This window comes from Corynebacterium phocae, from assembly GCF_008693075.1.
GTDB classification, from domain to species: domain Bacteria; phylum Actinomycetota; class Actinomycetes; order Mycobacteriales; family Mycobacteriaceae; genus Corynebacterium; species Corynebacterium phocae.
Genome location: NZ_VXKJ01000037.1, coordinates 141483 through 167317, shown reverse-complemented (window position 1 = coordinate 167317; position 25835 = coordinate 141483). Strand labels below are relative to the sequence as shown.

Below are 25835 nucleotides of genomic sequence, written 5' to 3'. Positions count from 1 at the left end.
CTCCCCCGCTAGACCCCTGGTCTTGCGGAGTCCATTGGTGGCGGGGACCCCACTACCGGTGGGCTAAGTACACTAGGGTGCATGACTGAGCACCGCGCGCGCCCGTTTCTGGTCGCATTCAATGACATAGAAGGCTTCCTCCGCGAGGCCTTGCACGCAGACGCCAAGGACGGTTTTACCTGGATGGCCAAACAGGCCCGCCGCCAGGGGCTAGTAAGCGGTGCCCAGGAGGACATGCTCAAGGACTTCGCTTATTTAAGAAACGCCATTTCACACGGCGAATACTACGGAAACCAACCCATCGCGGAGCCCGCCCAGCAAGTAGTAGAAGACATCCAGTCCTTGCGGGACTTGCTGCTCAACCCGCCGGTGGCGCTGTCTGTCTTAAAGCCACAACACGTGGCTTTACTGGAACCCGGTTCCCCCATTTCAGAGGCTTTGGAGGTCATCGCGGAAAAAGATTATTCCCAGCTTCCTGTCTATTCGGCAGGGAAGTTCCAGCAGCTGCTGACCACCCACGTGATTGCCAAGTGGGTGGCCAGTGAGGCAAGAGGGGATGGCACGCTGGAATCCACTACGGTGGGAGAGGTCCTTAAATATGCCCGCCCGCCTGCACGTACAGTATTCTTACCCCGGCAGGCTAGTGCGCTGGAATTAATTGAAGCTTTAAGCGTTGTATCGGATGATGGCTCCCGTGCCTTCGCGGCAATCATTACTGAGGCGGGCCATCGCGACCAAAAACCCCTGCGGATAGTCACCGCAGCGGACCTATCGGAACTATTTAAGGCGGTTAGTTAGATGCAATTTGGCATATTTTCCATCGGCGACGTCACCCGCGACCCCGTCAACGGCACTATCCCCAGCGAGGGCCAGCGCATTGAGGCCATGACCCGCATAGCGCTCAAAGCCGAGGAAGTGGGGTTGGATGTTTTTGCCACGGGAGAGCACCATAATCCCCCCTTCGTACCTTCCTCCCCCACCACGCACCTAGCCTTCATCGCGGCCCAGACCCAGAACCTGTTGCTTTCTACGGCCACCACCCTCATCACTACCAATGATCCGGTTAAAATCGCGGAGGATTACGCCTTCCTGCAGCACCTTTCTGGGGGCCGCGTGGACCTTATGTTCGGGCGCGGCAACACCGGGCCGGTCTACCCATGGTTTGGGAAAGACATCAGGGAGGCAATCCCCCTAGCCGTGGAAAATTATCACCTGCTGCGCCGCCTGTGGCGCGAGCCTTCCGTTACCTGGCAAGGAAAGTACCGCACGCCCTTGGAGGGCTTTGTCACCACCCCAGCTCCACTCGATGACACCCCTCCCTTTGTCTGGCACGGATCCATCCGCTCCCCGCAAATAGCGGAACAAGCTGCGTACTACGGGGACGGGTTCTTCCACAACAACATTTTCTGGCCCCCCGAGCACACCGAGAAGATGGTTAGCATGTACCGCCGCCGCTATGAGGCCTACGGCCATGGACAGGCAGATCAAGCCATCGTGGGCCTCGGTGGCCAGGTCTTTATTGGGGACACTGAGCAGGGGGCCAAGGACTTTTTCCGCCCCTACTTTGACAACGCCCCGGTCTATGGCCATGGGCCCAGCCTGGAGGAATTTACCGCCCAGACTCCCTTGACGGTGGGCACGGTGGAACAGGTCATTGAACGAACCCTGGGCTTTGCGGACGTAGTGGGTGACTACCAGCGCCAGTTGTTCCTCATTGACCACGCGGGCTTGCCCCTGGAGGTGGTCCTGGATCAGATTGAGCGTCTGGGCACCCAGGTCGTGCCGGAGCTACGCCGCCGCTTTGAACAGCGCCGCCCGGACCACGTGCCCTCTGACCCACCGGTGCACGCCACGCTCCGCGATTACGCGCCACACTGGAAGGTGGAACACAGTGCGTAGTTTGGCTGTGGTTACCGCCGGTCTGTCCACTCCCTCTGCAACGCGCCGCCTGGCCGATGCCATCGCGGCGGCCACGCAGTCTGCCATCACCGCCCGGGGGGAGGCCGTGGAGATTCAGGTCATTGAGTTGCGCGAGCTTGCCCACGAAATGGCGGACGCGATGACGTCTTGGGACACCCCTACTCCGCACTTGGATAGCGCCCGGGCACGGGTGTTAGCCGCAGACGGGATGATTGCTGTCACGCCGGCTTTCCAGGGCAGCTTTTCGGGCATGTTCAAGATGTTTTTTGACACCTTCAAGCCCACGGCCTTGGAAAACAAGCCCACGCTCATTGCCGCTACCGGTGGTTCTACGCGTCACGCGATGATGTTGGACTACGCCATGCGGCCGTTGTTTAACTACCTTCACGCGGTGGTGGTGCCCACCGGGATTTTCCTGGTGGCTGCTGACTGCGACGGCTCCAATGACCCGGGGGAAAGCGAGCGCCGGATCCGCACTGCGGCTACGCAATTGGCCGACGCCATGGTCACTCCCACTGACCGTGTGGGCGGGCTTTCCGGGATAAACGACCGGGACTCCACCCGCACCGGGGAAAAAGCCCGTGGCACCCAGACGCCAAAATTTACCCCTTTGGGGGAAATGCTGAAGGTTACCGACCCCAGGGGCTAGTCTGGGAAACGCATTTGTACAAAGACCCCCATCATTTTGTAGAAAGGCAAAACACCCCATGGCTATTAGTGTTTGCGATATTTTCTCGGTCGGTATTGGCCCTTCTTCCTCCCACACCGTGGGCCCTATGCGCGCCGCCAAACGTTTCGTTGAATCCTTGGAGGAGTTTCCTGCCAAGGTACAAGCCGAATTGCGCGGCTCCCTGTCTGCAACGGGCAAGGGGCACGCTACTGACCGCGCTGTCATTCTGGGGTTGGTGGGCTGGGATCCGCTGACTGTTCCACTAGACGCCAAGCCGGCTGCCGGCCAGGTCATCCCGCCTCGGGGCAAGGCCACGGGGCCGTGGGGTGCCGTGGATTTTGAGATCCGTTTTGACAATACCCCGGTGCCGGAGCACCCCAACTGCGTTATCTTTAGCGCGTGGAATGCCAACGGGGACACGCTAGCGCACGGCGCGGAGTATTTCTCCGTGGGTGGCGGCTTCATTCTTTCCCGTGCGGAGTTTGACGCCCAATCGCGCGCTGGCGACACGGACGATATCCCCCACGGCCCGGCTGTAGCTGCGGTTACAGACGCTATGCCCTATGAGTTCGACTCTGCGGATGACTTGCTAGCTATCTGCGAAAACACCGGAAAACCCATCTGGGAAATCATTTTGTCCAATGAGGAAGCCTTGCACCGGGAGGAGGGCGGCGCAGACTACACGCTAAAACACCTGGACTTGGTGTGGGAAACCATGCAGGAGTGCGTGACCGAGAGCCTGGCTGCCACAGGTATCCTGCCTGGTGGACTCAATGTCACCCGGCGCGCCCCACAGCTGCATAAGAAGCTCCTGGAAAGGTCCCCTGCCGATGACGGGGGTTTGGCTGCCATGGAATGGCTCAACTTGTATGCGCTGGCGGTCAATGAACAAAATGCCGCCGGCGGGCGCGTGGTGACCGCTCCCACCAACGGGGCGTGTGGAATTATCCCCGCGGTCATGCACTATGCGCAGCAGTTTTTGGGCGGGTTCACGCCCGAGTCGGCCCGGCGCTTCCTCCTGACTGCGGGGGCCGTGGGCATTATCATCAAACAAAACGCGTCGATCTCCGGCGCGGAGGTGGGCTGCCAAGGTGAGGTGGGTTCCGCCTCCGCCATGGCCGCGGCAGGCATGGCGGAGCTTTTGGGTGCCAGCCCGGCGCAGGTAGAAAACGCGGCCGAGATCGCGCTTGAGCACAACCTGGGCCTTACGTGTGACCCGGTGGGCGGGCTGGTGCAAATTCCGTGCATTGAGCGCAACGCCATTGGCGCGGTGAAATCCATCAACGCGGCGCGCCTGGCGCGGCTTAGCGATGGCTATCACCACGTCTCCCTAGATCATGTGGTGGAGACCATGGCCGAAACCGGGCGCGACATGATGGATAAATACAAGGAGACTTCCCTGGGAGGCTTGGCTAAAACCATGGGCTTGGCCGTCTCCCAGGTTGCTTGCTAGACCGCTACCTCTGGGTGAAGGTCCTTTAACACCCAGCGCCGGGATTTCCTGGCACCGACTACGGCTAACAGTGCGAATAACGCCAGGACTGCCAGCAGGGCCAGCACTCCGGTTAGCAAACGGTGGTCTGCAGTAGTCCCCGGTGTTCCGATGTGAAAAATCATCTGCCGGATAATCTGCACGGAGTACGTCATGGGATCAAAGGTGTGGAACCAGCGCAGGAAGGCCGGCTGGGTTTCCGGCGGGTAAAGCCCTCCAGATGAGACTATTTGCAAGGACATCAGGCAGATGCAGATAACCCGGCCTACTGTAGCCCCCAGTGCGGAGTTAATCCCTAGGGTCATCATTTGGAACGTGGCGGCGGTAAGGCACATGGCCAGCCACATGCCTAGCTCATGGCTGGCGTGCAAACCGAGCGCCAGCTTTTGGACCAGGAACATGACCGTGGCCTGGGATAGGCCAATGGCCAACGCGGGAAGGTAGGAGGCTAGGACGACGCGCACTGGGGCGGTCCCGGAGTCAACGGCACGGCGCTGCACCGGGCGCAGCAGCATCCACGTCACCGTGGAGCCCATGAACAGGCCCAAGGAGATAAACACCGGTGCCAAACCCTCCCCGAACAACGATAGTGTGTCCGCCTGCTGCTCCTGGTTTACCGGAGTGGACATGACCTCTGCGTACCGGGAACGCTTAGCGTCAGCAAAGCGCGGGACTTTATTTGTTGCTTCGGTGAGTTTAAGCGCGAGTTCCCCGGAGCCTTCATCTAGCTCTACCAAGCCGTCCACCAGCGCGTTGGCCCCCACGGTTAACTGCTGCGCCCCGGCAGTGAGCTTGCTGGTTCCGTCTGCTAATGAGTTGGTGCCCACCACTAGGCGGGAAGTTCCATCTTCGAGCTGGTGTAAGCCTGCAGCCAGCTCTTGGGAGGCACGGGCGGCTCGGTCCACTCCGCCGGCATATTCAGCCGTGGGATCGGAAAGCTGGCGGGATATCTCCGCCGCGCCCTCGCGCAAGCGGGCTAAGTTAGTGGTTATCTCCGCCGCAGGGCCCAAGCCCTCGCGGCGCAGTTGCCAAATGGTGCCATCGACTTGGCGGGCTAGATCTAGCGCCACTGGGATGTTGGTGCGCTTGAGTTCCGTGGAGACGTTGACCAGTGGCACCAGCAGTTGTTCCTGGACGCGCGTGACCTCGTCTGCCAGCGCGCCGATCTGGTCCACGCCACCGGAGATTTGCCCAGCACCCTCACCTAAACGCGCGGTGGCGGCGTCGAGCTGTTCTAAACCTGCGGCCAGCTGGTCCGCGCCGTTGGCGGCGCGCTTGGTGCCGGCGTCGAGCTGCGCTGCGCCGTCGGCAAGTGTGGCCGCGCCGTGGTTGGCGGTGTCCAAGTTTTCCTGCAAACGCTGGGTCCCCGCGGCCACCTTCTTGGCACCGTCTAGCGCGCGATCGCCGCCTTCGCTGAGCCGGCCTGCGCCATCCGCGGCCTTATCCAGGCCGTCGCCAATGGTAGTGAACCCAACCAGGAGGTTGTCCGTGACTTTTTCCCCCAGCTTGGCGTTGACGGTGTCTAACACCACCGTGACCACCTGATTTCCCAGGGTGGTAGCAATGAGCCCGTTGTCATTGTTAAAAGTGGTGTGCACCGTGGCGTGGTGGGGGTTATCGCCCTTAACGCTGGCCACTGCTGCGGAGAAGTCTGAGGGGATTTCCACCGCGAAGTAGTAGGTTCCGTCTGCTACCCCGGCGCGGGCCTGCTCTGCGGTGACCTGGGTGAAGGTCACGCGGTTGGAGGCAAGAAGTTTTTGGGTTATCTGCTCCCCGGCGTTCATGCCTTCCGCGCCCTCATCAGAATTCACGTAGGCCACTGGCAGTTTGTGGATCCGGCCTACTGGATCCCAGTAAGACCACACGAATAGGCCGCCAAAGAGCAGCGGGAGCAAAATAATGACTAGCAGCGCGACCGGTGGCAGCTTTCCACGGCCAAAGCGGCGCAGCTCCGAGCCCACGTGGGTAAGGTTTATCATTTCTCCCCCGCAATCCGGATCACGTTGTCTACGTGGTTGTTTTCCTCGGCGTCGTTGGCAGAGATGGCCAAGACAGGTACCTGGGAACTCAAGTGTTTGAGCGCGTCTAGGAATTTATGGCGCAGGTGGTTTGAACGCAGCTGGTCAATATCATCGACAATAATGAGCGTCGGGTCTGGGCGAGCAATAAGCGCTAAGGCCGTGCGCAGCTTGAGGCGTGCGGAAACGTCAAGGTCGCCCACCTTGGTGGCGCGCAGCGCCGCGTCGTCGAGCTCAAGCCCGACGGCGTCAAATGCGCGGGCAACATCTTCCACGCAGTCCATGTTGCGCGGGGTGGGCTGGTACCAGGGCCGCGACCACGCCACCTGCTCGCGCACGACGGTCCAGGCTGGGACCAGCCGCTCTAGGCGGTCAATCTCCGCAGCTCCGGCCAGCGCGACGTCCCGGAATAGCTCCCGGTGGGTGACTAGCCGCTCATCTAGGGCCACGCCGCCGGAATTGGGCTTCATCCGCCCTGCCAGGGTGAGCGCCAGCACGGTCGCGGAAGTCTCGCGGCTGGCGTGGATAAGGTTTAGTCCGGTGATTACCCTGAAATCGGGGATCTGAAAGCCGGTAGCCAACACCAGGTCGCGGGTTGTAAGCACCACCTGCGCAGGTGGGGCCGCTGGGGCCGGTTCCTTATGCGCGTGGAGATTCATCTTGGTGCTCCTAATCGTCCTGAAGAGTCCCGAGCCGGTAAAGAAAACAAGACTCCCCAAAGGAAAGTGGAGGGTATACTATCACTTGATGGAACTCCCCTGGCGGCCAATTGTCAAGCGCCGCCCATTCGCCTAACACTAAAACCCCGCACTAACTGCGAAAGGATGCCATGCGACAAGACGCACTGCGCCGGCGTAAGGCCATCATCGCAGCCGCCACCACACTCATCCGCGCGCACGGCAGCGCGGTGGCCTTGGAAAAGGTGGCCGAACACGCCGGCGTGGGCATTGCCACCGTCTACCGGAACTTTCCCGACAAGCACTCTCTTATCATCGCGTGCAGCGCACACCTGGCCCACGAGTTCCTGGCATTCCAGGACGCCACCATTGCGGGCATGAACGCGGAAACGGCCGCAGCGAGCGTACGGGCGTATGCGGACAAGCTTCTGGACATGGGGCTGGGCGCACTTGTCCCGGCGCTGGCACCTACCAACCTAGATGATCTCAGTAAAGAACTCCGCGACACCCGCGACGCCCTTCTTGAGCGCGGCGAAGAATTCATCACGCTGGGAAAGAAGTACGGGCAGATAGCCCCCGGCGTAACCCACTGGCAGTTCATCGTGGGCCTTCTAGCCCTTACCCGCCCCCGCAAGGTCAACGTGGATGTCTACGAACCCGACTTGAGCTCCAGCATGGTAAAAATCTACCTCGCCGGCCTCAAAAGCGTGGCCCGCTAAGCAAACGCCCAATTTTAGCCCCGGCGCTGACCTGTGCGCTCCCGGTGGCGCTGAGACTTCGCCTAAAACAAAAGCAAAGACCGCAGCCGGTAAGAACTGCGGTCCTTCTCATATTTTTAAACGGGCTAACCCAAACGCGCTTTGAGGGAAGATACCAAGTCTCCTATAGCGACATCCGTCTGCTCGTGCGCAACCAGGTCCTTGACCGCCACGGTGCCGTTTTCTAGCTCCTGGTCACCCAGCACCAGTGCAAAGCTGGCGCCCGCGCGGTCAGCGCCCTTCATAGCGCCCTTCAGCCCCCGGTCCCCAAAGGACATGTCCGCAGAAATACCCGCCTGGCGCAGATCATTGATAAGCACGGCCATGGCAGACTTTGCGGCAGCACCCATAGCCACGCCGTAGACTGCCACGCGCTGATCCACGCCTTCTAGGGTAATCCCTTCGGCTTCCAGGGCCAGGATGGCGCGGTCCACTCCCAGACCGTAGCCAATACCGCTTAAGTCCTGGCCGCCCAGCTGGGCCATCAGGCCGTCATAGCGGCCACCGCCGCCAATACCGGACTGTGCGCCCAACAGCGGGTGAACAAACTCAAACGTGGTCTTGGTGTAGTAATCCAGCCCTCTGACCATGCGCGGGTTCAAGGTATATTCCACGCCCATGTCATCTAGCAAACCAGTAACGGTCTCAAAATGCTCCTGGCTCTCTGCGCTTAAGTGATCGATCATCAAGGGGGCATCAGCAAGTTGGGCGCGCACCTCCTCCCGCTTGTCATCAAGCACGCGCAAGGGGTTGATTTCCGCGCGCTTGCGGGTTTGCTCATCCAGATCGAGCTTGAACAAAAACTCCTGCAACTTCTCCCGGTAAGCCGGCCTACAGGTGTTATCCCCCAGGCTGGTTAACTCCAAGCGGAACTTGGAAAGGCCCAGGGAACGGAAGGAACGGTCAGCCAAAGCAATGACCTCAGCGTCTAGCGCCGGGTCATCAGAACCAATGGCCTCCACGCCCACCTGCTGCAGCTGGCGGTAGCGGCCGGCCTGCGGGCGCTCGTAGCGGAAGAAGGGACCAAAGTAATTAAGTTTCACCGGCAGCTGACCGCGGTCCAAGTTGTGCTCAATGACCGCGCGCATAACGCCAGCGGTGCCCTCCGGCCGCAGGGTCACAGAACGTCCACCTCGATCTTCGAAGGTGTACATCTCCTTGCTCACCACGTCTGTGGACTCACCCACACCACGGGCAAACAGGCCCGTTTCTTCAAAAATGGGCAGCTCAATGTGCTGGAAACCCGATAGATGAGCTTGGCGGATTAAGTTGTCCCGGACTTGAAAGAACGCGGCTGAAGCCGGAGGCGCGTAATCAGGAACACCCTTGGGCGCTGTGAACTGCTTTTTATCACTCATAGACATCTACATTACCTCCCCGATGCGGATAAGAAACGGATTGGTGGCCCGCTCTGCGCGCATGGTGGTAGTGGCGCCGTGACCCGGCAAAATGGCGGTGGCATCCGGAAGTGACCACACCGGCCCCCGCAGGCTGGCTTGCATAGCCGCGTCATCGGAGCCATAAAAGTCCGTGCGCCCAATGGTGCCCTTGAACAAAACGTCTCCGGTAAACGCGAAGCCTTCACCCACAATCAGCGTGGAGCCTGGGGTATGCCCGGGCGCGTGGAGCAACCCAAATTTCGCGCCAATGAGCTCAAGGCCGTCCCCGCTTAGCTCCCGCAGGTCAGCGATTGGCACCATGCCCTCAATATCGAAGAGGACCTTGGACTGATCCGAAATCCACTTGCCTCCATTCAGATAGGGCGCGTCCAGCGGGTGGATATAGACCGGAACGCTAAACATGGCGGCCAGGTCACCGGCCTCGCGGGTGTGGTCCACGTGACCGTGCGTCAGCACGATAGCCTCAAGGGTCAGCGAGTGCTCCTCCAGCATGGCCACCACCCGCTTAGCTGCGTGAATGCCCGGGTCCACCACAAAAGCGCGGCCCTCATTGGCAACGATATAGGTATTCGACTCATAAGGCCCGGCGGCAAATCCATAAAGTTCCATAGCTCATAGCGTAGCGAAAGGCCCGTACCCAACGTGGGTACGGGCCAAAAAGGCTGGTTTAGAGTGCGTTGATAGCCGCGTCGTAGTCTGGTTCCTCAGTAACCTCACCCACAAGCTGGGTGTAGACCACCTTGTGGTCTGCGTCGGTGACAATGACGCCACGGGCCAGCAGGCCCTCCAGCGGGGAGTCAGAAAGCTCCACACCAAAGTCCTTGCCAAAGCTGGAGCGGAAAGTCGAGCCGGCAACTACGTTGTCAATACCCTCAGCGGAGCAGAAACGCCCCTGCGCGAAGGGGAGGTCAGCGGAGATGACCAGGACAACGGTGTCTTCTTTGCCGGCGGCCTTTTCATTGAAGGTGCGCACCGACTGGGCACACACACCGGTGTCAACGGAAGGGAAGAAGGACAGGACCAGCTTCTTGCCTGCAAAGTCCTTTCCGGTGATGGTGGAGAGATCTCCGCCTACCAGCTCAAAGTGAGGCAGTGGCGCACCAACAGCAGGTAGCTCCCCACAGGTGTTGGCGGGTTCATTTTTAAAAGTGATTTGTGTCATGCGCCCGATTGTAAACCTCCTTGCCCCAACGCGCCACGGCCACCCCGCCAGCCACGCCTATCTAGGTAACAGCAACGCGATTGGTTAGGATGAGTTGGTCAATTTAACCTTCTAAAGAAAGCAGTACTTCAGTGGCTGATAATTCTGCACGTGGCAAAGAGGCGCGAGCAACGCTTGAACGTGAGCTCAAGAACCGCGACCGCAAGGAAAAATCCCGCCCCCTGGGCATAGCTGTCATCTCTCTCCTAGCAATCGTGGCGCTAGTTGGCGGGATTTGGTTCCTATCCACCCGGGACGGCTCCAAGGCTGAGAACTTGGCCGATCCAACTGACACCCCTACTACTTCTACGGAACAAGACGCACCCGAGGACCTGAAGGTCCTCAGTGGAGCCCGCGCTAAGGCTCTTCCAGCAACAGTAAGTTGTGAATACGAAGAAACCGGGCGTGACAACAACGGGGCCAAAGTCCCCGCAGCACAAGACATCCCGGCAGAGGGCACTGTGACCTTAAGCTTTACTACCGGCCAAGGTGACATTGAGATGGAGCTCGACCGCGCTCTAGCCCCTTGTACTGTCAACGCCATCAGCGACCTGGCAAGCCAAGGCTACTACGACGGTTCTGTCTGCCACCGTATGACCGCTGGCGGACTAAACGTCCTGCAGTGTGGCGACCCCACCGGCTCTGGTGCCGGCGGACCTGGTTTCCAGTTTGCCAACGAATACCCCACCGATGAGCTTGAGGAATCAGAATCAGGCAAGCCGGCCATCTACCCCGAAGGCTCCATCGCCATGGCCAACGCCGGCCCGGGCACAAACGGCTCTCAGTTCTTCATCAACTACGCTGATTCCACGTTGACGCCTGACTACACCTACTTTGGCAACCTAACATCTAAGGGCAAAGAGACGATTGCCAAGATTGCCAAAGCAGGCGTTGCAGACGGCGCACCGGATGGTGCTCCTGCCGAAGAAGTCAAGATCACGAAGGCCACCGTTGCCAAGTAGGGGCTCCGACATAGCGTAAAATGCTTAAAAATTCTTAGGCTGCGCCCGGCCGGGCGGACGAAAACCTGCCCGGTAAAACACACTCGAAGGCCCCTCTACGAGCACTCACGCCTAGAGAGATACAGATTAAATGCTCATAATTTCCGCGCGTACTGTTGCACGGGACAGAGTGACCGACTATCATGGTGTGAGTCTGAAACTTCCCAACTTCTAAGAATATTAAGGATCGATATGAAGTTCTTTACCCGCAAGGCTCTCCTTGCTTCTGCAACTGCTGTTACCGTTACCTTCGGTGGCGCCTCCGTTGCTTCCGCTGAGACCACCACCACCCCAGCAGCTACCACCACTCCAGCTGCTACCACCACTCCTATGAAGAAGGATGACTCCTCCACTTCCTCTGACAAGAAGGACAAGAAGGATGACTCTTCTTCCAGCGTTGAGCCTAAGGACATCAAGGACTGGATTGGCGTTGCTACCGCCATCATCTCCGGCCTAGGAATCCTCATGGGCTTCCTGTCCAAGTACTTCAAGCTTCCTTTCTAATCTTCCGGGATTAAAAGAAGCTAGGGTCGCCCCAATGTTCAGCGTTGGAGCGGCCCTTATTCAGCAACAGTCCCCAAAACCTTAAACTAAGGACCACACTATGAAGCTTTCCCTTCGCAAGACCCTGGTTGCCGGCGTAACCGCAACCGCGCTGACGTTCTCCAGCACCGCGTACGCACCGGCTGCAGACAACACCACCGTGACTGCCAACGAGGATGAATCCTCATCCGGATCCAGCAGTGATGATGATTCTGCGGAGATCACTCCAAAGATGATCAAGGAATACATCGAGATCGTTGTTTCCATCATCCGCACGATGGACAGCGTATTCCGTCTATTCCCGCAGCCTAAGTAAGCTAACTTAGACAAACGGAAAAGCCAAAGCCGGTCCCGCGCGATTAAACAATCGCGCGGGACCGGCATTTTGCTGCTCTGAAGAGCCGCTACCCCTCCGTGGGCTCTTCCTCCAGAGCCTGCTTGCGAGCCTCCAAAGCCTCTTTCGCGCCGCGAACGTCGCTGAGAATCTTGGGATCCACTGGCTGGCCGGCGCGGATGATGGATATTTGGCCCGTGGGCTCGAGGATCATTACCTGCACGTCAGAAAGGCGCCCGAGCCCGGCTTTGCGTACGGCCGAAGAAATATCATTTCGGCTAATATGCGCGTAGTTAATGTTTTTCTCAAAGACCTCCCCCGCGAACATCAGCAGAACCGGTGGCCGGTCGATGAAGCGGGACCACCCAATAAACCTCCGAACGGTTCCGAAAGTAGCTTCCAGAACCATCAAGGTGGTAAGCCCGATGATTCCGGCGGCTAGCGTGGGCGGGTTTCCAGCAATGACACGGCCGGATACGGCACCGAACATAATGATGATGACCGCGTCGGAGGCAGTGACGGACGTCAAAACCCGGGAACCAAAGATCTTCACCAGAACCATAAAAGCTAGATAGATGCCCAAGGTGGCAGCCACCACCACGATTATCCGGTGCGGTTGAATTCCAAGTTGGTAGACAAATTCCCTGCCTACAAGATTTAGCCATTCCACGCGTCTTAGCCTACCTGAACCCACCTATCGCGGAGGGGGATTACCCAAGGCTCGTGGCTCAGGCAATCCCCTCTACCCGGATTCTTCTGCGGCTATCCTGTGCTGTCTTAAAGTCCTAGAGACCCATCTTGTGGCACAGATCTTCCACCATCTTGCGTAGCGGCGCAGGAAGCAACTGCGGGGCAAAGTGCAGTAGCCCGGCAATTCCGGCTAGGACGCTGGCAACAACGCCAACGGCAATGCCCACCCCAGGCCCAACCTTATCGGAGCTTCCTTTATCAGTGTCGGGCTTTGTCTGCGTGCTCGAACCGCTGTCAGTGCTAGAACCAGTGTTATCTCCAGGCATGGTGTCAGCGGCAGGCAGGGGCAGCGTAGCTTTCGTGCCGGCGTCGGTAGTGACCTCCAAGACAGGATTTGAGGTATCAAAGTCCGCCGGCAAATCAAAGCTGACCCGCGCCCGGCCGCGCTCACCGAACTGGTCATCACCGTCTTGCTTGGTCATATCAATATCTGCGGTTTGCGAAAGGTCTCCGAGCTTGACGGTCACGGTCTTGGCCATGGGCTCGCCTTCGGTGGTGTAGTTCAGCGAGGAAAGATCGACGCTCACGGTTTCGCCCGGCTTGACCTCACCGGAAACGTGGATACCAATCTGGCCCTGGCCATCGCGGAACTCTTTGTTCTCATTCAAGATATAGGCTTTGAATGCGTCCAAATCGGGAAGACCCACGTTGCTAACCCGCTGGAGGGACCCCTCCTCGAAGTAGCCGTCCCCACCCGCAGCCAGGAACTCCGACAGCGCGATAGTGTAAGTCTGACCAGCTTCCACCGGCTTTCCGTCAATGGTCACGCGGGTGATGCGGCTACCCGGTTTGGCGGTGGGATCATAGATGACCTGTACGTTGTTGGACACACCCATGGCCAGACGAGGGCGGCCCTCAGCTCCGTCCTTCCACTGGTTTTCAAAGGCCTTGACTAGGTGTGCGCCACTAATCTCCGCGTAGGACAGGCCGTTTCCAAAGGGCTGTACGGTAAAGACATCCTGGTTGGTAATTTCTCCCTGCGGGAGGTCGGCGCGCACGCCACCGGCGTTCATCACTGCCAGATCGATGTCCTTGCCGCTGAACTGCTCCATCTGGACCAGCTGGGCTTGGGCGATGAAATTGTTGAGGGTTGACTCCACACCACGGTTAGTGCCGGAGCCCTTGCCTTCATCGGAGCCACGGAAAAGAGGTCGCGGCATCTCACCGATGACAACCTTGCCGGCTGCATCTGCGGAGGCCCGTGCCCTGGCCACGACCGCTTCAACCTGCGGGTTTGGAGAAAGATCTTTACCGTCCTCATAGGTGTACTGCTTGAGGTTCGCTGAGATAATCTTCTTCTCCGCTGTGTCATAGACAATGTCAACGTCATTGAGGATCTTGCCGTATTCGAAGCCCTGCGCCCACACCAGGCTGTGACCACTAGGCCGGTCATCACGGCCGCTAGTGCGCACGTGGGTGTCCCCGCCAAAGACAATATCGACGTCGTCGCTAAACCTAGGTGCCAGCTGGCCTGCGTCCTCGTGCATCAAGGCCACAATAATGTCCGCGGAGCCGGATTCTTTAAGTTTCTTGGCCTCAGCGTTCGTAGCCGCCACTGGGTCGGAGAATTCTACGCCCGGGATGAGCCCCGGGTTTACCTTTCCGGCGGTATTGGTGGTCACGGTCCCCACAAAGCCCACACGGACCCCGTTGACCTCTACTACCTTTGAGGACTCCAACAGGGGTGCTCCATTCTCCGTGACGTTAGCGCCCAGGATGGGATAGTTGGATTCCGGGATAATCCGGTTGATGAGGTCCTTGGTTCCTTTGTCGAACTCGTGGTTGCCTACTGCGGAGGCCTTGATATCAAAAAGATTGAGGGCCTCAAGTGTGTATTTGTCACCATCCACCGCAGAAACATACGCGGAGCCTCCCACGTTGTCCCCTGATGTGGTCATAACGTACTCCTGGCCCTGGTTTACCTGCTTGACCAAGGAGTAGAGCTTGGCTGCACCAAGCTCTTTGTTGTAGTCATCTTCTTCCAGGTGTCCGTGGAAATCGGTGATGTTGGTGACCGAGAATTCCACCTGGTCCGCCTCAGCTGCCATGGCTGACGGTGCCTGCGTGAGCGCGAGAGAGGTAACGGTGGTCGCGGCCAGAAAACGGCCGAAAAGGCGAGATAAACCCATTGGATACTCCTGAGTGTTGAGAAACGGTACGCCTTCGTTTGTAGCCTATTGCCGCAACTCGCGCAGGGTAAGATGAGAAAATTTATGGCTCAGCCACCTGGCGTTTGCCCGGCGTTAATAAGGGGAAAACCCGGGCGGGGAGGACTTCCAGTCCGCCACACCCGGGTTCGCGCCTGTAACCGTTGTGGCTACCCGCCGGAGTTGTTCCCTAGGCAGTCACGCGGTAGACGTCAAAGACGCCTGCGGTGTTGCGCAGGGTGGTCATCAGTTGACCTAGCTGCTTGAGGTCTGAGACGGAGAAGGTAAACCGCATGACGGAAATATTGTCCTCTCCCCTGTTTGAACTCATGTTGAGGACGTTGAGTTTTTGGTCGGAGAAAACCTTAGTGAGCTCGTACAGCAGCCCCTGGTGATCGAGCGCCTCAATTTGAACTGTGGCAGTAAAAGACCCAGACCTATCACTGCCGGTAGCCCAGGCGACGTCAACCATCTTGTCTAGTTCCTGCCGCAACCTCTCCGCATTCGTGCAGTCAGAACGGTGAACTGATATCCCCCCACCGCGGGTGATGAAGCCAAAAATCTCATCGCCGGGCACCGGCTGGCAGCACTTGGCTAATTTAGCCATGACGTCACTCTTGCCATCAACCAAGATTCCCGCCCCTGAGGCGGAATCTGAGGTGGCTGAACTACGGCTTCTCTCCAGCTCGGTCAGGCTGGTGCGCGACGCCAGTGCGTCCAAAGCATCATCTTGGTCACCGAACAAGGCCATGAGTTGATTGGCTACGTGCTTGGAGCTGACGTGTCCCGCACCGATTGCGGTATACATAGCGTCAACGTCGGCGAAATGCAGTTGGCGCGCGACCTGCTTCATGGATTCCGGCGAAAACAGCTTGTGCATGGGCAACCCACCCCGCTGGATTTCGGTTGCCAGGGCATCCCGGCCGCGTTCGAGGTGTTCTTCGCGGCGTTCCTTGGCAAACCACTGGCGGACCTTTGCCCTGGCACGTGGGGATACCAGAAATTCCATCCAGTCGCGGGACGGGCCTGCGCCGGCGTCTTTGGAGGTAAAAATCTCTAACTTATCCCCGGACTTCAGCTCGGTTTCCAGAGCAACAAGCTTGCCGTTGACCTTGGCACCAATGCACCTGTGTCCCACTTCAGTGTGGACCGCGTAGGCAAAGTCGACCGTAGTCGACCCGGCCGGAAGAGTGATCACGTCCCCCTTCGGAGTAAAGGCGAATATTTGCTGGTTCTTTAAGTCGTAGCGCAGGGAGTCAAGGAACTCGTTAGGATCAGCCGCTTCCTTTTGCCAATCCAAAAGTTGGCGCATCCACGACATCTGATCTACTTCCGCGTCACCGGCACCATTTTTACCCCGGGTCTCCTTGTAACGCCAGTGGGCGGCCACGCCGAACTCAGCGTTGTAGTGCATGTCATGCGTACGCACCTGCACTTCTAGTGTGCTGCCGGAGTCGGTCATCACGGTGGTGTGAAGCGATTGATAGACACCAAAGCGCGGAGAGGAAATATAGTCCTTGAACCGTCCGGGCAGGGCGGAGTACAACGAGTGGACGACTCCGATGGCGGCGTAGCAGCTGTTGATGTCGTCGACCAGAATGCGGATCCCCACTAGATCGAAGATCTCATTAAATTCGTGTCCCCGGACAATCATCTTTTGGTAGATAGACCAGTAGTGCTTTGGACGGCCCATAACCTCAGCGGTGATTCCGTTGTCCTTCAAAGCTGCGGAAGTATCACGGGTAATTTCTTTGAGCGCCTTGTCACGCGACGGCGCCCGGTCCGCGACCATGCGCACGATTTCGTCATACTTCTTGGCGTATAAGATGGCAAAGGACAGATCTTCTAGTTCCCACTTCACGCTTGCCATTCCCAAGCGATGAGCGAGCGGGGCGATCACGTCTAGGGTCTGCCGGGCCTTCAACTCCTGCTTCTCCGGGGGTAGGAAGCGCATGGTCCGCATGTTATGCAAGCGGTCAGCCACTTTAATAACCAGGACGCGGGGGTCGGTGGCCATAGCCACAACCATCTTGCGAATGGTCTCCGCCTCTGCGGCCGCACCGAGGGCCACCTTGTCCAACTTGGTGACCCCGTCAACCAGGCGGGCGACCTCCGGGCCGAAGTCATTGGTGAGGTCTTCCAAAGAGTAATCCGTGTCCTCTACCGTGTCATGCAACAGCGAGGAGACAATGGTGGTGGTGTCCATGCCTATCTCTGCGGCGATGGTGGCCACCGCTAGCGGGTGGGTGATATACGGCTCCCCGGACTTGCGGAACACTCCTTCGTGAAGCTTTTCCGCAGTGGTATAAGCACGGTCTAGCAGTTCCACGTCCGCACGCGGGTGAAACTGTTTGTGGATGGACAGAAGTGGATCCAAAACCGGGTTATTCTTGGCCCTGTTACCGGTCAGTGACCTGGCCAGGCGCGCGGACATACTGCGCATGCCTCCACGGTTGGGGCGTTTTACGGGACGTTGGTTACTCATAGGACACCCTCTTTTTCAAAGCCGCAGATTCAGTAGGTTACAAGGATACTAGTCCTTGTTTCCCAGTACTACGAGTGGGGCATCCGAAACGCGCTCGCGCCCGCCTAGGCCGGGTACCTCAATTATGACAACGCTGCCGGCCACGTTCGCTCCTGCCGCTTCCAGCAAAAGCTTGGCACCGTAGAGGGTCCCACCGGTGGCCAGGACGTCATCAACCAGCACGACGTTGGTTCCCTTGATATCGGCGCCGTTCCGGGGGATTTCCAACGCTGCGCTGCCGTATTCCAGTTCATATTCCTGGTGAAAGACCGGTGGAGGCAGTTTCCCCGCCTTGCGGATAGCCAGGATACCCAGCCCCAACTTGTAAGCCACGGCGGAACCCAGGAGGAAACCACGGGCGTCCAACCCGCCGATCATTTCCGCGCCTAGTTTTTCACAAGCCTCCGCCAGACCGTCAACAACGGTAGCGAAAGCCTCCGCATCAGCTAGTACGGGCGTGAGGTCCTCAAACAGGACTCCCTTTTCAGGAAAGTCTTGAACGAGGCGGACCTTGTCTTCTAGAGCTTCTTGGGCGGATGCGTAGCTTTTTTTCACAGCAGGTGCCTTCCTTGAGAGTGAATGTGAAGTATTCATGGGGGTGAGAAAATTATTCTTTAACCGTTTCCTCACGGTCAGAAGAAACGGACAATGTAGCGGGCGTGGAAGCTGTGGCGCGACCGGAATCTCTGTTTCCGGAAACCGTAGGGGCCGGATTCAGGGCCCACCGGTCCATATTCCAGCCTATGCCCACCAGTCCAGTGTATGGAACCACGTTTGCTACGTCTTTGTCGATAACAAAAGTTCGAGGTTGAGCGGCCACCGGGATGGTTGGGACCGTTCGCCACAGTTCCTCCTCTGCGCGTTTTAGGTCTTCCACCCGGCGGATTTGGGAGTCCACGGTGGAGTATTCCGTCATCGGATCCACGGCACCTAAGAAGGCGTCGATGGTGGGCAGCCCGGTTTCCGGATCTACTTCTAAATAGGTGGCGGACATTGATTCGGTAGCGGAATCCACCACGTTAATTCCGGCGGGCTCGCAAGACAATCGGAGCGCCTCTACCATGGCGGCAAAGCGCGGATCAGGCCCAAGATATCCCACCTTCACGGTGGTGCCGGTTAGGGCGCTGGCCGCCGGGATATCCACCCCACGGTGAGGCTCTGCCACGGGTGCGAGCTGTTTGGAGATGGGATCGTTGTGCCGCAAGGAATGGAGGAACACCGGGGTTACCGCCATTCCAGACTTTTCCGAGCTAATAGCGGCCAGCCGGTCTTGATCTACGCAGGCGGCGAAAGCCTGGCGGGCAGCTTCATCACTAAATAGCCCGGAATCGGAAAGAATTAACGTCTCTGTAAGCTCGCCTACTTCGGAAACCACCTCGAAGTTGGCTTCCACGGGTGGCTGAGTTGCCCAGTCAGGGACACCGCCCGTAGTGTCAGCAATCCGCAACGCGCCGTTGGAAATTAGCTCTGCGGTATCCGCGTAGCTGGGCCAAACAACCAGCTTTTCTATGTGCGGTTGGTCGCCGTAATAAGACTTGTTTGGTACCAGGATGACCTCGCCTCCAGGTCCTACATGGTCAATTACGAAGGGACCGTAGGATACCTGCATCTGGGGATCAAATTCTCCGAGCATAAAGCCCCAGCGCCATAGGTGAGCAATGTCTCCGATCTGCGCGGGATCCCACGAAACCAGGCGAGCTACCAGGTCTTCCTGTGACATACCCAAATTGTCCGCAATGACGTGTGAGGGAAGCACACTTCCCGGTCCGAACAGGTAACGCCACCTGTCCCCAAGCCCGGGTTTCAACACAACGTTGAAATCTTTGGCCCCGGCGGCGCAATCGAGATGGTCAATGTCATGTGCGAGAGGAAGATGGGCCCCGAAAAGCGAGGGCATAGACCCGGCCGTGTAGGCCAGCAGGAAGTCTTCGCACGTCACCGGGACGCCGTCTGAGAAGTCGGCGTGAGGCGAAATAGAATAATGGATTTGGCGCAAACCCTCCGGGGTTGGCGGGGTTTCCTCCGCTGTCACCAAGTCGGTGTTGGGAATCAGCTGGCCGTCGGGGCCGGGGAGGAAGGCTGCGGGGTACAGCCTCCCGGAAAGGAACTGGGCATTCGAGGCAGCACCGAAAGCTGAACCAGCATTGGTGGTCACCAGTCCAGAGGGCACCTGGTAGCCGAAGTAGTCGGTCGACTTGGGAGGCGCAGGGGTAGCGGGGATTTCCTCCTCTAAGCCCTGCGTGCCACAGGAGGCAAGTGCTACCGCGCAGCCAACGGCGGCGATAACACCACGTAGACGCCACTCAAATACCATGGTTTACTTTCCCGGCCTCCACGTAGCGCCACCGGTAAATGGATTTTCTGACTCGCCCGTTGTAACGGTTTCAGAAAGCACCGGAGACTCTACGACACGGCGAGCCATTGCGCCCTTCGTGTCCTCCACGGATTCGCCCTCTGTGCGGTAACGTTCCACCTCTGCATTATGCACCTTGATATCCTTCCGGCGCTTGGCGAAGGTTACCAGCAACGGAGTAGCCAGGAAGAGGGAGGAGAAGATACCTTCCACCACGCCAACGAACTGGATAAGCGCCAGGTCGCGAAGAGTACCAATACCCAGTAGCCAGACGGCTACGACCAACAAGGAGATGATGGGCAGCGCGGAGATAATCGTGGTAGATACCGAGCGCATGATGGTTTGGTTGACTGCCACGTTGGCGGCCTCAGCGTAGGTGCGGTGCCGCTGCCCAAGTATTCCTTCAGTGTTTTCGTTGACCTTGTCAAAAACAATCACCGTGTCATAGATGGAGAACGTCAAGGTGGTCAGCAGGCCGATAATAACCGCTGGGGATACTTCAAAACCGAACAGCGCGTAGAAACCGGAGATGACAATACCGTCAACGATAAGTGCCAGGATGCCGGCGAAGGCCATGTTGCGTTGCAGGCGCAGCGCCACGTAAATCAAGGCCGCCACCAGGAATACCAGCATGGCCAAGAGCATGCGTTGGGTGATCGCGGAACCCCAGGACTCAGAAACGGTGGAAGAACCAATAGCGTCCGGGGAAGGCTCCCCTTCTGCGTTGAGGGGTTTGAACTCCTCGTAGATAGCAGACCGCGCCTCGGTGACCTGGTCTTCGCTTAGACGCTCCGAGGTTATTTCCAAAGTTGCGGAGTCACCGCTACCAACAATCTGGACTAACTCCGGGGTAATCCCGGTGGCCTCAACGAAGGTCTCCTCCACCTGCTCTTCCACGAGGGAAGCTGCTGGCATGTTGATTTTGGTGCCTCCCTCAAAATCCAGCGAGAGGTTAAACCCACGCAGAGCGATAGCCAGGAAAGACACAACAATGAGCGCGACCGTAATGGTGTACCACAGCTTGGTGCGGCCAACTACGTCAATTCCGCCTTCGTCTGAATACAGGCGGTCAAAGCGGGAAATTCTATTCTTTGCCATAATTTTTACTTCTTCTCGCCGTCGTTGTTTGCGGTCAGGGAGTCGGATGGTACGGACTGGCTAGCAGCGGCTTGCTCCTCGTAACGGGGTGCTGCAACAGCGGATCCGGCGGGTTCCACCGCGTCAAGCTCAGTGGTGGTGGTAGCGTTGCGCTGCTTATTGGCGTAAAAGCCTTTGGCGCGACGCTCTTCCACCAGGTTGAGGATTCCACCCAGGCCGTTCATGGCGGGCTTGGCCCACGCCGGGTTGCGGGTGGCCAGCTGCATCAGCGGTGCTGTAATAAGGAAGGAAACAACCAGGTCGAACACGGTCGTAAGACCCAGGGTAAAGGCGAATCCCTTGACTTCGCCGATGGCCAGGATATAGATCACAACGGAGCCAATCAGAGTAACTGCGTTACCGGTGACGATGGTCGAGCGCGCACGCTCCCACGCCTTGGCGGTTGCGGAGCGGAAGGTCCTTCCTTCCAAGAGCTCATCTTTGATGCGCTCGTAGTAGACCACAAAGGAGTCAGCAGTTGCGCCCACACCAATGACCAGGCCGGCGATACCGGAAAGGTCAAGGGAGTAGTTGATCCAACGGCCCAGGAGGACCAAGGTTCCGTAGGTCAAGACCAGGGCGCCAGCCAGGGTGATGAGCGAGATAACGCCCATCGCACGGAAGTAGAACAACGAGTACAGGGCAATGAGCAGGAAGCCAACAATACCCGCGATGATTCCGGCCTCCAGAGCGGCGTGACCAAGGGACGGCGGTACCGTCTCACTGGTGCCGCCGCGCTCACCGTCTTCACCAACGAAGGAAAGCGGAAGCGCACCGTACTTAAGGTTATTTGCCAGGCTGCTGGCCTCTTCCTGGGAAAAATCACCAGTGATAGAAGTAGCGGAGCCGTAAGGAGTTTGACCCTGAATGACCGGGGCGGAAATGATGGCTGAGTCGAGCGTGATGGCAATGCGCTTTTGCAAGTTATTGCCAGTCAGGTCCGCCCAGGTTTGGGAGCCAGAAGCACCGTCACCAGTTTTGAACGCGAAGGAGATCTCCATCTGCCCGGTCTGGGAGTTCAGACCACCGGTGATGGGGGAATCTGTATCAATCTCGTTGCCGGTCAGGCGGGTCCCGTCCTCATCGGTAATTCCATTGAGCAGCGGTGCCGGCTCCAGCACGAAGGACACGCCGTTGGCGTAGTCACAGGCCACCAATGGCTTTGCCGGGTCGTCGGCACCAGATAGCAGGTCGGTATCACCGGTGCACTGCAGGAGCGCGGAGGCGGCAACCAGGTCCGTATTGTCCGTGGATTGACGGTCCGCTAGCAACATTTCAGTTACTTCCTCGCGGCGCTTGGCTTCCTCGATGGAGTTGGATGGCTCCGGCTTGGGCTTCGCGGTGATCTTAATTTCCTTGGCCTCAGTACCGCTTTGGGCGAAGGCGTCGTTAACCTGGGTGACCGATGCCTTGGCCTCTTCCGGAGTGATGACGCCGTATTCGACCCAGCGGTTAGCCATATCCTCGATCGCGCCAGGAAGCTTTTCTGTATCGGGGATCGGGGCCTCATTAACCTTACGGAAGAGCAGCTTGGAGGTCTGCCCCACGGCCTGGGCTTGGGCGGTGTCTTCGCCCGGCACGGTAATAACCAGGGTGTCACCGTTGGCCACTACCTCAGCTCCGGATACGCCCATGCCGTTGACACGGCGTTCCAGGATAGCCCGGGCTTGCTTGAGCTGGTCTGGCGTGGGATCTTCACCCAGAGGAACCAGTGTGACTCGCGTTCCGCCTTGTAGGTCAATGCCCAGCTTTGGGGTTGCGGATTGTGAACCGGTGAAAAATACTAGCGCGTAAACGGCAGCCAGGATGAGGACGAACAAGGCTATTGCCTTCTTCGGCCACGTACGACTGCGGTTATCGACCGCACCGCGAGTTTTAGTACTCAAGGAATTGCTCCTCATGGACGTTGATTAAATTGATGTTGACGCTTCTAGGATCCCGTACCGCCGCGCCACGGCGCGGCCCAGGCAAGCCAGAAGTTGAAGAGACAAAAAGTCTCAGGCACGGTCTATCATCGTACCGCCTACTACCACTAAAGCACTAAGCACCCCCAAGCAAACCTAAGAGATTGTGATAATTCCTACCCTTAGGCATGTAGGTTTTTACCGGCGCCGGCCGTGGAAAATGGCTATTTTTGATGCGGGCCGGGGTTGCCGCCCCGGTGGTCTTCTGGGTAGGTCTCTGGGTAGGCATCTGCCTCGGTTTCGGGCAGCGCGTCATTGTGGCCGCCAAAGTCCTCAGCCTTCACCGCGCCACGTGGTTCCTGGTGGGAGGAAGAACCTTGGACCGGAGCAGAAGTGGCCTCCCCGGGGGTGAGTCCGGAGACGGGCTCTGCGCGCATGATAGCCGACTTCTCCAGGGTAACAACGGTGCCGGGGGTTAACTCAGCCTCAATGGTGTCCTCCCCCACGCCTGTCACCGTGACGTGGAAACCGCCGGCGGTAACAACCCGCTGGCCGGGCTCCAAGGACGCCTGGAACTGCAGGATTTGTTGCTGCGCGGCCTTTTGCTTGCGCATCAACAGGAACTGCGGGACAAAGATGATCAGAATAACTGCAAGAAGAAAAATGATTTCCATAGTTGCTTAGTCTGCCAGAAGTTACCCCAAAGGATAATTCCGCCGCCCGGACGCGTGGGCCCGGGGCTAGAAAAGCGTTGCGCCGATGGTGCCTTCCGGGGCCTGCAGGCCAAGGTGTTCCCAGGCCACGGCGGTAGCAACCCGGCCGCGCCCGGTGCGCGCTATCATTCCGGCCCGCACTAGGTAGGGCTCACACACCTCCTCTACCGTGGCGGATTCCTCCCCCACCGCTACGGCCAGCGTTCCCACGCCCACCGGACCACCGCCGTGGCCTTTGACCAGCGCTGATAGCACCGCACGGTCCAGCCGGTCGAGCCCCATGTGGTCAACGTCAAAAACATCCAACGCCCCCCGTGCCGCCGCCAGGTCAATATGGCCGTCCCCGTGGACTTCCGCAAAGTCCCGCACGCGGCGAAGCAAACGGTTGGCAATACGCGGGGTACCGCGGGACCGGGAACCAATCTCCACCGCCGCGTCAGGGTCAATTTCTACTCCCAAAATACGAGCGGCGCGGGTAATCACCCGGGTGAGATCTTCCGTGTCATAGAACTCCATCTGTGCTGTGAAACCGAAGCGGTCGCGCAACGGGCCCGTCAACATACCGGCCCTGGTGGTAGCGCCCACCAGGGTGAAAGGGGGGATCTCCAGCGGGATGGAGGTAGCACCGGGGCCTTTGCCCACAATGACGTCAATCCGGAAGTCCTCCATAGCCATGTAGAGCATTTCCTCCGCCGGGCGGGCTATCCGGTGGATTTCATCAATGAAAAGCACGTCACCTTCCATCAGGTTGGACAGCATGGCGGCAAGGTCACCGGCGCGTTCTAATGCCGGGCCGGAGGTCATGCGCAAAGAGGCCCCCAATTCCTGAGCCACGATCATGGCCATGGTGGTCTTGCCCAGCCCGGGAGGGCCGGAGAGCAGCACATGGTCCGGGGTGACGCCCCGGTTTTTGGCACCGGTAAGAACCAAGGAAAGTTGTTCGCGGACCTTGGGCTGGCCAATAAATTCCTCGATCGACTTTGGCCGCAAGGAGCGGTCAAAATCCTGCTCCCCCTCAAGGGCCTGGCCATCAACATCTTCGTTTCGCTGGGTGACCTTGCTATCGCCTGTGGTGCTTGCGGTAACGCCGGTCCCACCGGCGGTCATGCCCGGGGGCAACGTGAATTCGGTACGTTCTACATCACTCATGGTCTATCAACCCTATTTCTTTGCGCCCAGTTGGCTAAGAGCGCCACGCAGGATTGCGGCGGTGGAGGTGTCTGTGGCCGCAGCTACAGTGCTTTCCACCACGGGGCGGGCCGCCTTTTCGGTAAATCCCAGTCCCACTAGCGCCTCCACCACTTGCTCCACCACGGGGCCCGCGGCCTGCGCGGGGGCGGGTGCCACGCTACCGGCAGTAGCGCTGCTAAAGTTCTGCACCTTGTCCTTGAGTTCGAGGACCATGCGGTCAGCCATCCGCTTTCCCACGCCGGGGATCTTCTGAAGCGATTTAGGATCTTGCCCGGTGATGGAATTAGCAATCTCTTCCGGCCCCATGACCGACAACGCGGCCATGGCCAACTTAGCCCCCATGCCAGAGACTTTCTGCAGGGTGTGGAACATCTGCCTATCATCATCACTGCCAAAGCCGTAGAGGGTCATGGAATCTTCCTTGACCACCATGGCGGTGAGCACCCGCGTTTCACCGCCACGTACCAAAGTTCCCAGCGTGGCTGGTGTGGCTAGGAACTTGTACCCCACCCCGGCGCATTCGATGACCGCGTGATCTAACGCAATGGAAATTACCTCACCGCGAAGGGAAGCTATCATGGTTTTCCTTTCTGCAGGGCAACGTGTGCCTGTTCAGTTCGTGCAATAAGAGGCGCGCGCCAGCAATGGCACACAGCAATGGCTAGCGCGTCCGCCGCGTCTGCGGGTTTGGGCGCTTCACTTAGTCCTAGGATACGAGTAATCATGGAAGTCATCTGCTTCTTGTCCGCGCGGCCGTTGCCAGAAATGGCCTTTTTCACCTCAGAGGGGGTGTACATAAAAACGGGGAGGTCCCTTTCCGCCGCGGCTAAGACCAAGACACCCACCGCGTGCGCGGTATGGATAACAGTGGAGACGTTTCCCCGCTCGAATACCCGCTCCATAGCTACCACATCCGGCCGGTAGTCATCCATCCACTCGCCCACCGCCACGGAGATACGGCGCAGCCGCTGGGGCAACTCCACATCAGGCGGGGTGCGGATAATACCCACGGACACTGGGAGCACCGCCCGGCCCCGGCCAGCCTGCACCACGGAGAGGCCACACCTGGTCAAGCCTGGGTCTATCCCCATGACCCGCAGGC

Annotated in this window: 23 protein-coding genes and 2 pseudogenes; 8 read left to right on the top strand and 17 right to left on the bottom strand. The window is 58.7% G+C overall.

The window, feature by feature from the left end:
- Positions 1–81 precede the first annotated feature (81 nt).
- The 4 genes from F4V58_RS05085 to F4V58_RS05070 are packed head-to-tail and all read left to right on the top strand — an operon-like array spanning position 82 to position 4043.
- The gene (locus tag F4V58_RS05085) at positions 82–798 is read left to right on the top strand and encodes a CBS domain-containing protein (RefSeq protein WP_075733911.1); all 717 of its coding nucleotides are present in this window, start codon (positions 82–84) and stop codon (positions 796–798) included.
- Positions 799–1899 (top strand): LLM class flavin-dependent oxidoreductase, encoded by a 1101-nt coding sequence (locus F4V58_RS05080; protein ID WP_075733909.1) that lies wholly within the window; start codon positions 799–801, stop codon positions 1897–1899.
- Positions 1892–2569: a CE1759 family FMN reductase gene (locus F4V58_RS05075; RefSeq protein ID WP_075733907.1), complete on the top strand. Its 678-nt coding sequence runs from the start codon at positions 1892–1894 to the stop codon at positions 2567–2569. The genes F4V58_RS05080 and F4V58_RS05075 overlap by 8 nt, the downstream gene beginning before the upstream one ends.
- Before the next feature lie 58 nt (positions 2570–2627).
- Positions 2628–4043, top strand: a complete 1416-nt coding sequence (locus F4V58_RS05070; RefSeq protein ID WP_075733905.1) for an L-serine ammonia-lyase — start codon at positions 2628–2630, stop codon at positions 4041–4043.
- On the opposite strand, the pseudogene F4V58_RS13050 reads toward F4V58_RS05070, so the two are convergent.
- The 3 genes and pseudogenes from F4V58_RS13050 to F4V58_RS05060 form a co-directional block, all read right to left on the bottom strand.
- Positions 4040–4660: pseudogene (locus F4V58_RS13050) on the bottom strand (YhgE/Pip family protein); the annotation flags it as partial. The gene F4V58_RS05070 and the pseudogene F4V58_RS13050 overlap by 4 nt on opposite strands.
- Positions 4661–4810: 150 nt before the next feature.
- Positions 4811–6061 (bottom strand): annotated as a pseudogene (locus F4V58_RS13045) (YhgE/Pip family protein); the annotation flags it as partial.
- Entirely contained in the window at positions 6058–6759 is a 702-nt protein-coding gene (locus F4V58_RS05060) for a hypothetical protein (RefSeq protein WP_075733903.1), read from the bottom strand. The pseudogene F4V58_RS13045 and the gene F4V58_RS05060, both read right to left, overlap by 4 nt.
- A 170-nt stretch (positions 6760–6929) precedes the next feature.
- Here F4V58_RS05060 and F4V58_RS05055 point away from each other — a divergent pair, with 170 nt between their 5' ends.
- Complete coding sequence (locus tag F4V58_RS05055) at positions 6930–7496, top strand: TetR/AcrR family transcriptional regulator (RefSeq protein WP_075733901.1); 567 nt, start codon at positions 6930–6932, stop codon at positions 7494–7496.
- Between the two features lie 125 nt (positions 7497–7621).
- Here F4V58_RS05055 and hisS read toward each other — a convergent pair whose 3' ends face one another.
- The 3 genes from hisS to tpx are packed head-to-tail and all read right to left on the bottom strand — an operon-like array spanning position 7622 to position 10097.
- Positions 7622–8893, bottom strand: a complete 1272-nt coding sequence (gene hisS / locus F4V58_RS05050) for a histidine--tRNA ligase (protein WP_075736525.1) — start codon at positions 8891–8893, stop codon at positions 7622–7624.
- A gap of 6 nt (positions 8894–8899) precedes the next feature.
- Positions 8900–9544: an MBL fold metallo-hydrolase gene (locus tag F4V58_RS05045; RefSeq protein WP_075733899.1), complete on the bottom strand. Its 645-nt coding sequence runs from the start codon at positions 9542–9544 to the stop codon at positions 8900–8902.
- A 58-nt stretch (positions 9545–9602) separates the two neighbouring features.
- A complete protein-coding gene (gene tpx / locus F4V58_RS05040) occupies positions 9603–10097 on the bottom strand; it encodes a thiol peroxidase (protein WP_075733897.1) in 495 nt (164 codons plus the stop codon).
- A 131-nt stretch (positions 10098–10228) separates the two neighbouring features.
- Between tpx and F4V58_RS05035 the strand changes: the two genes are divergently transcribed.
- The 3 genes from F4V58_RS05035 to F4V58_RS05025 all read left to right on the top strand — a co-directional run bounded on the left by F4V58_RS05035 (position 10229) and on the right by F4V58_RS05025 (position 11996).
- Positions 10229–11098, top strand: coding sequence for a peptidylprolyl isomerase (locus F4V58_RS05035; RefSeq protein WP_075733895.1), 870 nt, complete (start codon positions 10229–10231; stop codon positions 11096–11098).
- Between the two features lie 231 nt (positions 11099–11329).
- The gene (locus tag F4V58_RS05030; protein WP_075733893.1) at positions 11330–11641 is read left to right on the top strand and encodes a hypothetical protein; all 312 of its coding nucleotides are present in this window, start codon (positions 11330–11332) and stop codon (positions 11639–11641) included.
- A 100-nt stretch (positions 11642–11741) separates the two neighbouring features.
- Entirely contained in the window at positions 11742–11996 is a 255-nt protein-coding gene (locus tag F4V58_RS05025) for a hypothetical protein (protein WP_075733891.1), read from the top strand.
- An 88-nt stretch (positions 11997–12084) separates the two neighbouring features.
- Here F4V58_RS05025 and F4V58_RS05020 read toward each other — a convergent pair whose 3' ends face one another.
- The 11 genes from F4V58_RS05020 to ruvC form a co-directional block, all read right to left on the bottom strand.
- Positions 12085–12684 carry a DUF421 domain-containing protein gene (locus F4V58_RS05020; protein WP_245803035.1) on the bottom strand — a complete coding sequence of 200 codons (600 nt, stop codon included), beginning with the start codon at positions 12682–12684 and terminating at the stop codon, positions 12085–12087.
- 115 nt (positions 12685–12799) lie between these two features.
- A complete protein-coding gene (locus F4V58_RS05015) occupies positions 12800–14893 on the bottom strand; it encodes a bifunctional metallophosphatase/5'-nucleotidase (RefSeq protein ID WP_075733889.1) in 2094 nt (697 codons plus the stop codon).
- 208 nt (positions 14894–15101) lie between these two features.
- Positions 15102–17396 (bottom strand): RelA/SpoT family protein, encoded by a 2295-nt coding sequence (locus tag F4V58_RS05010; RefSeq protein WP_075733887.1) that lies wholly within the window; start codon positions 17394–17396, stop codon positions 15102–15104.
- Between the two features lie 48 nt (positions 17397–17444).
- Positions 17445–18029 carry an adenine phosphoribosyltransferase gene (locus F4V58_RS05005; protein WP_075733885.1) on the bottom strand — a complete coding sequence of 195 codons (585 nt, stop codon included), beginning with the start codon at positions 18027–18029 and terminating at the stop codon, positions 17445–17447.
- A 13-nt stretch (positions 18030–18042) separates the two neighbouring features.
- On the bottom strand, positions 18043–19749 hold the full coding sequence (locus F4V58_RS05000; RefSeq protein WP_084559691.1) for an ABC transporter substrate-binding protein: 1707 nt from the start codon (positions 19747–19749) through the stop codon (positions 18043–18045).
- Positions 19750–19752: 3 nt separating this feature from the next.
- Positions 19753–20886 carry a protein translocase subunit SecF gene (gene secF / locus F4V58_RS04995; RefSeq protein WP_075733883.1) on the bottom strand — a complete coding sequence of 378 codons (1134 nt, stop codon included), beginning with the start codon at positions 20884–20886 and terminating at the stop codon, positions 19753–19755.
- A gap of 5 nt (positions 20887–20891) precedes the next feature.
- Positions 20892–22826, bottom strand: coding sequence for a protein translocase subunit SecD (secD, locus tag F4V58_RS04990; protein ID WP_084559690.1), 1935 nt, complete (start codon positions 22824–22826; stop codon positions 20892–20894).
- 227 nt (positions 22827–23053) lie between these two features.
- On the bottom strand, positions 23054–23503 hold the full coding sequence (gene yajC / locus F4V58_RS04985) for a preprotein translocase subunit YajC (RefSeq protein ID WP_075733881.1): 450 nt from the start codon (positions 23501–23503) through the stop codon (positions 23054–23056).
- 66 nt (positions 23504–23569) lie between these two features.
- A complete protein-coding gene (gene ruvB, locus F4V58_RS04980; protein WP_075733879.1) occupies positions 23570–24691 on the bottom strand; it encodes a Holliday junction branch migration DNA helicase RuvB in 1122 nt (373 codons plus the stop codon).
- Positions 24692–24703: 12 nt separating this feature from the next.
- Complete coding sequence (gene ruvA / locus F4V58_RS04975) at positions 24704–25312, bottom strand: Holliday junction branch migration protein RuvA (protein ID WP_075733877.1); 609 nt, start codon at positions 25310–25312, stop codon at positions 24704–24706.
- Positions 25309–25824, bottom strand: coding sequence for a crossover junction endodeoxyribonuclease RuvC (gene ruvC, locus F4V58_RS04970; protein WP_075733875.1), 516 nt, complete (start codon positions 25822–25824; stop codon positions 25309–25311). Before ruvC ends, ruvA begins: the two co-directional genes overlap by 4 nt.
- Between the last annotated feature and the right edge of the window lie 11 nt (positions 25825–25835).